The organism is Rhodospirillaceae bacterium (assembly GCA_018660465.1).
Classification (GTDB): Bacteria; Pseudomonadota; Alphaproteobacteria; order Rhodospirillales; family JABJKH01; genus JABJKH01.
In genome coordinates this window covers 1-7,500 of the sequence record JABJKH010000080.1, presented here as the reverse complement: position 1 = coordinate 7,500, position 7,500 = coordinate 1, and the positions used below count along the sequence as shown (strand labels likewise).

9 protein-coding genes, 1 tRNA gene, 1 rRNA gene and 1 pseudogene (1 of these 12 only partly in view) are annotated in these 7,500 nt (G+C 50.7%); 5 read left to right on the top strand and 7 right to left on the bottom strand.

The genetic code is table 11. The features are described 5' to 3' along the window. A 5S ribosomal RNA gene (rrf, locus tag HOM51_12655) occupies positions 1–89 on the top strand; it begins 26 nt to the left of the window's first position. 258 nt (positions 90–347) lie between these two features. Then, positions 348–424 (top strand) — tRNA-Met (locus tag HOM51_12650). On the opposite strand, the gene HOM51_12645 is transcribed toward HOM51_12650, so the two are convergent. Beyond that, positions 381–1,064, bottom strand: a complete 684-nt coding sequence (locus HOM51_12645; protein MBT5035356.1) for a hypothetical protein — start codon at positions 1,062–1,064, stop codon at positions 381–383. The genes HOM51_12650 and HOM51_12645 overlap by 44 nt on opposite strands. A 72-nt stretch (positions 1,065–1,136) precedes the next feature. On the opposite strand from HOM51_12645, the gene HOM51_12640 reads away from it, so the two are divergent. After that, positions 1,137–1,331 (top strand): hypothetical protein, encoded by a 195-nt coding sequence (locus tag HOM51_12640; protein MBT5035355.1) that lies wholly within the window; start codon positions 1,137–1,139, stop codon positions 1,329–1,331. 48 nt (positions 1,332–1,379) lie between these two features. Continuing rightward, on the top strand, positions 1,380–1,643 hold the full coding sequence (locus tag HOM51_12635; protein MBT5035354.1) for a hypothetical protein: 264 nt from the start codon (positions 1,380–1,382) through the stop codon (positions 1,641–1,643). Here HOM51_12635 and HOM51_12630 read toward each other — a convergent pair. From HOM51_12630 to HOM51_12605, 6 genes and pseudogenes are all read right to left on the bottom strand, one after another. Then, positions 1,584–2,015: pseudogene (locus HOM51_12630) on the bottom strand (recombinase family protein). The gene HOM51_12635 and the pseudogene HOM51_12630 sit on opposite strands and share 60 nt — an antisense overlap. After that, positions 2,015–2,221, bottom strand: a complete 207-nt coding sequence (locus HOM51_12625; GenBank protein MBT5035353.1) for a hypothetical protein — start codon at positions 2,219–2,221, stop codon at positions 2,015–2,017. The pseudogene HOM51_12630 and the gene HOM51_12625 overlap by 1 nt, the downstream one beginning before the upstream one ends. Positions 2,222–2,225: 4 nt before the next feature. Further along, positions 2,226–3,299, bottom strand: coding sequence for a tyrosine-type recombinase/integrase (locus tag HOM51_12620; protein MBT5035352.1), 1,074 nt, complete (start codon positions 3,297–3,299; stop codon positions 2,226–2,228). Next, positions 3,296–5,026 carry a site-specific integrase gene (locus HOM51_12615; GenBank protein MBT5035351.1) on the bottom strand — a complete coding sequence of 577 codons (1,731 nt, stop codon included), beginning with the start codon at positions 5,024–5,026 and terminating at the stop codon, positions 3,296–3,298. The genes HOM51_12620 and HOM51_12615 overlap by 4 nt, the downstream gene beginning before the upstream one ends. 178 nt (positions 5,027–5,204) lie before the next feature. Beyond that, positions 5,205–5,408, bottom strand: coding sequence for a helix-turn-helix domain-containing protein (locus tag HOM51_12610; protein ID MBT5035350.1), 204 nt, complete (start codon positions 5,406–5,408; stop codon positions 5,205–5,207). Between the two features lie 370 nt (positions 5,409–5,778). Beyond that, the gene (locus tag HOM51_12605; GenBank protein ID MBT5035349.1) at positions 5,779–6,414 is read right to left on the bottom strand and encodes a hypothetical protein; all 636 of its coding nucleotides are present in this window, start codon (positions 6,412–6,414) and stop codon (positions 5,779–5,781) included. A 749-nt stretch (positions 6,415–7,163) separates the two neighbouring features. On the opposite strand from HOM51_12605, the gene HOM51_12600 reads away from it, so the two are divergent. Next, the coding region (locus tag HOM51_12600; GenBank protein ID MBT5035348.1) for an asparaginase at positions 7,164–7,500 on the top strand (337 nt) is incomplete at its 3' end.

Here is a 7,500-nt window from a genome sequence, read left to right as displayed (position 1 = left end):
ACCCGATCCCATCCCGAACTCGGTAGTGAAACCCCATAGCGCCGATGGTACTGCGTCTTAAGGCGTGGGAGAGTAGGTCGCTGCCAGGTCTTCTAATTAGACGCCCGAAACCAGAAGGTAACCAGAAGGTAACCAGAAGCCAGATACAAAAAACCTATCCAATAAACCCAGCCTTCCTCACGGGTCAGGCTGGAACAGATAAAGCGCTCAAAAGGCGCTTTTTTTGTAACAAAATAAACGCGGGCACCTCGGAAAAAAACACCACCAGCCCGCCAAGCGGAGAACGACAGTTCGGAGCGCAAAAACAATAAGCGCTACCGGGCCAAAGTTCGAGGCAACAAGTTTAACGCGGGGTGGAGCAGCCCGGTAGCTCGTCAGGCTCATAACCTGAAGGTCGTAGGTTCAAATCCTACCCCCGCAACCATCAAGAACGTACCGTCGTCTCTTCCAGAGGCGGCGGTTGTTTTTTGTTGCAGGAAGGCCAGTACAGAGGCCAATGCGCCGAAGAGGACAACGTCGCAGGCGCCTCGTTTATTGCCCTGGTTGATCTCGATGCGCTCGATCAATGAGCGGAAGATGTCGATGGCTTCGGGGCGTGTCACTTCGTCCAGCAGGATGTCCTGCAGGTCCTCAACCTTCTTGCGATAGAGTTCTGCCATGTTGGGGTGGAGTTCTATGTTGTCGTCGGGCTCGGCTGCATTTAGCTGGGCTTCGATATCCATCTTACGCTGTTCCAGTGTGGTAAGTTCAGGGGCGACCAATCTTGGGTCGCCGTCTCCGCCGGTGATAAAGTCGAGGCAGCGTCTGATGCCCCGTTCAATCTTCTGTAGTTCTTTTTGAAGCGGCCGGATCCTTTGGTGACGTTCTCCGTGTAAGCGTTTGATCTCTGCTTTGAACTCGTCGACAAAAACTTCCATTAATTCTTCATTGCCAATCAGAAGCTCTTTCATTCCGGCGAGAACACGGTCTTCCAGTTCCTGGACGGCGATGCCGCGGTCACTGTCACATGTTCCCTTCTCGCGTCGGGCGGAGCAGTAGTATCGATCCTTGCGCATGATCGTCATGCCACCACCACAGACACCACACTTTACTAGTCCGCTGAGGAGCCGTTTCTTGGTCTGGCGCTTATTCCCTTTGTGCGAAGAGTATTTGCCCTTGATGGTCCGAACCCTCTTCCAGAGTTTGTCGTCGATTATGCGCAATGCCGGAACATCGGTGATGATCCATTCGTGTTCCGGGTTGAGCCGCGAGCGGCGTTTACCAGTCTCCGGGTCTTTGATGAACCGTTGGCGGTTATAGGTAATGCGACCCAGATAAAGTTCATTGTTTAGGATTCCGTTTTTGCGCTGTCGGCTGCCGTTGATGGTGGATGCGTTCCATTGGCCGCCACGGGGGCTGGGGATGCCTTCGGCATTGAGCCGGGTGGCGATTTTCCGGGGAGACATACCGTCGGCATATTCTTGGAAGATGCGCTTTATGATCGTGGCCTGTTCGAGATCAATCTCGCGTTCTCCGGTTGTTACTGTGCCATCGTCTTTAAGGGTGCGAATGATCTTGTAGCCAAAACTGTTGCCGCCCGGGATTTTGCCGGCTTCCACACGACCTCTTTGGCCGCGCCGGGTTTTAACAGCGAGGTCTTTTAGAAAGAGGGCATTCATGGTGCCTTTGAGACCCACATGCAGTTCGTTGATCTCGCCTTCGGTGAGAGTGATGATTTTAATCTCGGCGTGGTTTAAACGTTTGTATATGGCGGCGATGTCTTCTTGGTCGCGGCTGATGCGATCCAAGGCTTCGGCGACGACAACGTCGAAGGCATTGTTCTTGGCGGCATCCAGAAGAGATAGCATTCCAGGGCGGTTATTTAGATGCCCGCCACTGATCGCGTAGTCGGTGAAGACGTCAACTACAGTCATGTCGTCTTGCTCGGCACGTTCCCGGCACAGTCGAACCTGATCATCGATGGAGGTCTCGGACTGAAGATCACTGCTGTAACGGGCGTATATGGCGACACGCATTAGTTGGGCTCCCCTTTGTTGGGATTAGCTGAAAGTTCCTCCACGGCAGAGAGAACCAACAGGGCAGTATCGTGATCCGGCGAGGAGCCGGTTGCACCCAGTGTCATTGCCCGTTGCCGGGCAAAATCCGTTGCTTTCGGTCCGTGCTGCTTAATTAATTCCAGGGCAGCCGATCTAATGGCTGGACGGGTGATATTCTTCTGCATCGCGTTATACGTCGCTCCTATGGTCGCCAGTGTCTGGCACATTGCTGAGATCGGCAAGAACTTCATGGAGAATATCACCGGCGGCGGTCATTTGTGATTGGTTGTAATGGCGCGTCGAGGTCTCAATGGAGCTGTGACCAAGAATACGGGCAATCGCGAGAACATGCTCAGGGTCATCAGTTGCCATGGCAGAGGCGGCGCAGTCCCGGAAAAGATGGGGGTTGATGCGCTGACCAAAGAGTTCTTCAGTCAGGCGGCATGTGTTCCAATAGACCGACTGCTCGCTCATGGGTGTTCCCCGCGTTGAGATCCAGAGTTCTGGAAAGTTATTACCTTTTAAGAGTATTGGCCGGTAAATGTTGAGATAGGTCTGAAGGTAGGGAACAAGGCGGTCCGGGAATGTAAAAGAAAGAGACTGTTTATCCTTCATCTCATCTGCGTCGAACTGACAGAACCAGCCGTCACCATCCCTAATTAGATGTCGCCCGAGGGCGATGGCGGTCAGGTTCTCGAGGCGAACGGGACGGTAGGGCAGAAATGCGGTGACCATTCCATCGCGGTATTTTCCTGCCCGTAAGGTATCACCACGGAACTTTAGATTGGGAATATCGTCCAGGAAAGAAAGGGCGCCTGAGAGCAGATCATCCGGATGCATGATCCGGGCATGCTTGGCCCGAACGGGTTGTTCCCGGGCCCGGAGAGTTATGTTCAGTTCCTTGATCAGACTACGGTTAGCATGGGGTTCCATAACGCGGATGGCTTCTTCGAGGTCACGGACGCACGATGAGACCGTGGTGGACGCGTTCCCTTTTGCCTCCAGCCAGTGAACAAAACCCTTGAGGGTCTCTTTGCAGGTGCGATCGGACGGGGAGGTTTTTGGATCAAGTTGACCGGTTGAAGAAAGATATCCGAGCCACAGGCTGTATCTTTTGACGACACCCTTCCGGGTTTTGTCTTTCCAGTGTGCGGCCTTGCCATCAGGCTCCAGAAAATTACCCGTGCTGTTGGCAGCCTGCCAGAGGTCTTGGTCCAGCTTGGGCCATTCAGGGAAGTTGAGGGAGGTGCGGGGCCGCTTCATCGTTTGTTGCCCTTCAAAAATGGATTGAAGGGATCGAGGAACGGTGCATCGTCATTTGCCTCAACCTTGCCGGACAGTCCACGTTTGCGCTCTAGGATCACGTCGTCATAAAGGTTAATCGCGGCCTGGGTCTCCGTGCCTGAGTAGCTTTCGTAGACGGTGCTCAGGTTTTTATGGCCGAGGAGTTTGCGGACGACTTCGTAATGTCCTGGCCGTGCATCCAGCAATAACTTGGCCGCAACATGGCGGAACTGGTGAGGCGTGAGGCGAATGCCAGTGTGCTTGAAGAGCGTGTTGGTCACCTGATTCCGTAGAGCGGATTGATCCTTGGGGCCTTTGCGTCCCGGGAACAGATAGGGGTTGGCTTTGGGCAGGAATAGGGATCGATAACGGTCGATATATTCCCGGACTTTATTAGAGGGTTCAGAGGGGAGGGCGAAGTCCAGTGCCATATTGTTTTTGACCTGTTCGCCAGGGACATGGATGTTAAGGCGGTCATTGATCCAGTTGAGGTTTTGATCGATGCGGAGACCGTTGAGGTTTTTGAGGCGCATGGGAGCAAAGATGAGGATCAGGGTAGCGACGGCGGCTTGGGTCAGAAGTGCTGCTTTTTGGCCTTTGGCTTTCTCAGCCAATCCAAACAGGTCGTCTGGGTAATTTAACAGTCGTTGGACGACCTTTGGATCGTCGAATTGCTTGAGGGCTTCTTCATTCTTTTTACTAAGCCCGGTGTGTTGAACCCGCAAACTTGCCATCGCCTCGCTGTAGAGTTCGGCGGTTGCGTCGTCGCAACTAAGATGTTTGACGGCGATGCACCGGATTGCCCAGGCAACCTCACTAATGTGCTTCGAGGTTATATTCTTGTTGCGGGCCCAGAACCACTCCATAGCTTGCTTGAATACGGTGAAGACAACCATGTCCTCAAGACTTCGAAGGGACATGACGTCGAAGCCGTCGTGATATAGTGCGGAAAGATAGCGGCGGATGTGTCCCCTTACTGCCTTGATGCTAATGGGGCGTAACTTTATTCCAGGTCTGGCGAACAGTTCATTGCCTTCGAGAAACTTCAAATAAGCCTCAATCTTCTTATGAAGATCTGGATGGATCAGTTCGTCGTTGATTGAATAAAGTCGATCTTCATAACTTGGCACGGTGAGTTCCACTTGGGGCCAGTCTTCGACGATCTTGGCCATCTTGTTCCACAGCCGGCAGACTGTTTGATGATGCACCTTGGGATCCTTGATCAGGCTTTCTTGCTCAAGTGCTTCCAGAAAGGCCAAGGCAACCGCATCATCTACATCATTAGGCGATATGCCTTGTTTTGAACAATACCGCATGAACCGGGAGAGGGCGGTCCTGGTATATCGGTCTGGTAGTGCATCATAGAGTTGCCGCCAAATAACGGTCATCGGATACATGTAAGGTGCGAGCTTGGTTGTAAGGCTGACGGTGCGCATCGCCCTTAAGACTAAAGACCTTACGTTTTGCACGCGCCGTTTGGTTGTTCCAACCTGATCATGATGAAAGTGTTTAAACTGCTGGCGCAGGAATTCGGTATTCGCCGGGATCATGGAGAGTGGCAAATCAAACCACTTTGCCAAGCAATTAATGGCAGACACCATGTCCATGCGCGGTTGATGGTCGATCGAATAATCGGATTCGATTTGGTCTCGCACCCACTCGAAGGAGGGGATGGAGGGATCGGAGAAGGCGTTGCTTGAGCTCATGAAAATATCCTTTCGTGAAGCATCATAGTGGACAGATAATGACAAGTGAAGGCAAAACAAGACAAATTACAGTAATAGTGAAAATAAAGTACAAGTAATGACTAAGATTACATGCACTTTATTTTCACTATTACTTGTAACGTCTGTGACAACTAAAGACGAAACTGGACAAACAGTGTTATTCATTGCCGCCGCTCCGGTTCTGATCGATCGCCGCCAGGAGGTCTTTCAGTCGGAAACGACGGGAGCCGCCCACTCGTATGACGGCAACGTCACCCCGAGTTACGAGGCGGCTCAGCGTGCGTGTTGAAATGCTTAAAAACCGTGCGGCTTCTTCGGGCTTTAAAAGTCTTGTGGGGGTGTTCGGAGTTTGCTCAGCCATTTTCTTTCTCCTTATCTTGAGTTGTGTTGGAGAAACGCCGCGAAGGGCTTTGGACCTGGTCTTTGGATTGCTCAGCAAAAAATTGGCGGGCGGCTTGGTGGGCAATAAGCTTAACAAGCCTATTTACAGAACCGCCGTAAGTGGAGTCGGCTATATGCTTTGAGCCTTTCGGGTTGCGATCGACAGAGAAGACACCCGCCGTTGATTTTGGTGTGTTTGAATTCATACCGAATTAATAGCTGGGTTAGCTATTTTCGCGCGATTTATAATTTTTTCGGGAGTTTGGACTCGGTAGTCCGTTGTTTCTAACGTATTTTATTTTTAGTTTTCGCAGAATTATCGCAGTGGGATATTTATCGCGGATCGGCACTTATGGTTGGGCGGTTTTCTTCCTCTCTATCCAGTCGTTTATGTGGCTACGCAGTGTGGATTCAGGAGGAAGTCCAACTTTTCCAATTCTGCCTAGTAAGTGACTAACCACCGTACCGATTGATTTGAATCCTTTCGTCCCATTGTTGTTAAAATAATTGCTGAGTAATTCGTCAATCTCGTCATAATTATGCTTGAACGGTCGTCCAGCCCTGTTTTTTGATGGAGGTGACGGCTTTTGTTTAGGCATATAATCAAGATTGTTAGCAGAGCTCTGTAGCGATGAACGCCATCTTTTTACGACACGCCTTGGGAATTCAACATCCGTCAAAATTGCTTGTCCGGCCTTATCGAAATCGTCAAATTTAAGCTTTGATAGGCGTTCGAATTCCAATTCAGGTTTTTCTTGTGAGAACCTTGGGACCGCCCCACACATTTGGAGAGCACGTAAGGTTACTTCTTTACACGGTTGATGTGGCTCCTTACTGAAGGCTTCAAACTCTCCCCTCCATAGAGCGGCAAGCAAGCGATCAATAACTGGTCCGCGTGCAGCCGTGCTTGGGACGCCGGATAAGAGGTCAGCAAGCTCAATGAGCGAATAGGATGCTCCTTTGGACGGAGGCATTTTTGAGTTCATCAAAAAAATCTTCCAAACAGATTAATCGTGTTAGAATGTGCATTCTAGCCTAAATGGTCTCAAGGTGGGTTGAGAATTTTAGAATAAATAGCCCCGAGGTATCCAACCGTCTTGGGCTGAAAGATATAACGAAAAACTCTCGAGGCCGCCCGGTGGTTCCCGTTAGATTGGGTGAGCCTCTGGAGCAGGAAGCTGGCCTGCAAAAGCCGGCGACATCAACGTGCCCAATAAATTTGGGGGCTCAACCACAATCTTATCACAACTCCCTAAAATGTTCGCTTTAACTCACCAGAATGTCCGCTTCGCCCCCCGAAAGCGGACATAATCGATGGATCGCTGGAACTTCTCCTTCTAGCCAAAAACGGTCATCGGTACCACAGTTCAAATGATCAAACCGTTTGAAGAAAATACAAGTTTCCTGCCCACCTTTAGCCGCTTCAATTTTGCTATAATCATGGATCGGTTGGCTGGGCAGTTGAGGATTTATGGAAGCGCTTTTTCGGAGAAGATATATTGAAAATTAGTGCGTCAGAAATGGGTGAGGTGAAGGATTGCAATCAATTTAATGCTAGTGTGGGGCAGGGCGGAGGGTTTAAAATATATATGTTTGCACAGCGCTTCGGTCGCAAATCCATGATAGAGTTAATGTGCCTTGTCAGTGCACACATGCCTACTCTGAGGCAATTTAACCTATAAGGACTCGGTTCATTTGGTCTAACGTCGGATGTAAACGCAAGGAGGAATAAGTTATGGTAAAGTCGGTTGTTTACGTAATCGCCACGGGGGGAACGATCGCATCGAATTATGTGCCATCAAACGGCAAGCTCGTTGCGCCTGCATCCGCGGATGATCTGGTAGCCTCAATTCCTGAGATAACGGAATTTGCAGAAATTCGTTCTGTACAACATTCAAATATTACGAGCGATCTCATGGACATCCCAACCGTTGTGGGACTCGGCAAACTAGTCCGCAAGCTTCTTGGCGAAGACAACGTTGCCGCGGTGGTTATTACGCACGGGACTGCCACCTTAGAAGAAACGGCCTATTTTCTGGATCTGACCGTTGACCAGGACAAGCCGGTCGTCT

Bases quoted from the DNA above. Each gene is read 5' to 3' on its own strand.
- HOM51_12620 (MBT5035352.1), bottom strand. From the start codon at position 3,299: ATGAAGCGGCCCCGCACCTCCCTCAACTTCCCTGAATGGCCCAAGCTG.
- HOM51_12610 (MBT5035350.1), bottom strand. From the start codon at position 5,408: ATGGCTGAGCAAACTCCGAACACCCCCACAAGACTTTTAAAGCCCGAA.
- HOM51_12625 (MBT5035353.1), bottom strand. From the start codon at position 2,221: ATGCAGAAGAATATCACCCGTCCAGCCATTAGATCGGCTGCCCTGGAA.
- HOM51_12605 (MBT5035349.1), bottom strand. From the start codon at position 6,414: ATGAACTCAAAAATGCCTCCGTCCAAAGGAGCATCCTATTCGCTCATT.
- HOM51_12645 (MBT5035356.1), bottom strand. From the start codon at position 1,064: ATGACGATCATGCGCAAGGATCGATACTACTGCTCCGCCCGACGCGAG.
- HOM51_12615 (MBT5035351.1), bottom strand. From the start codon at position 5,026: ATGAGCTCAAGCAACGCCTTCTCCGATCCCTCCATCCCCTCCTTCGAG.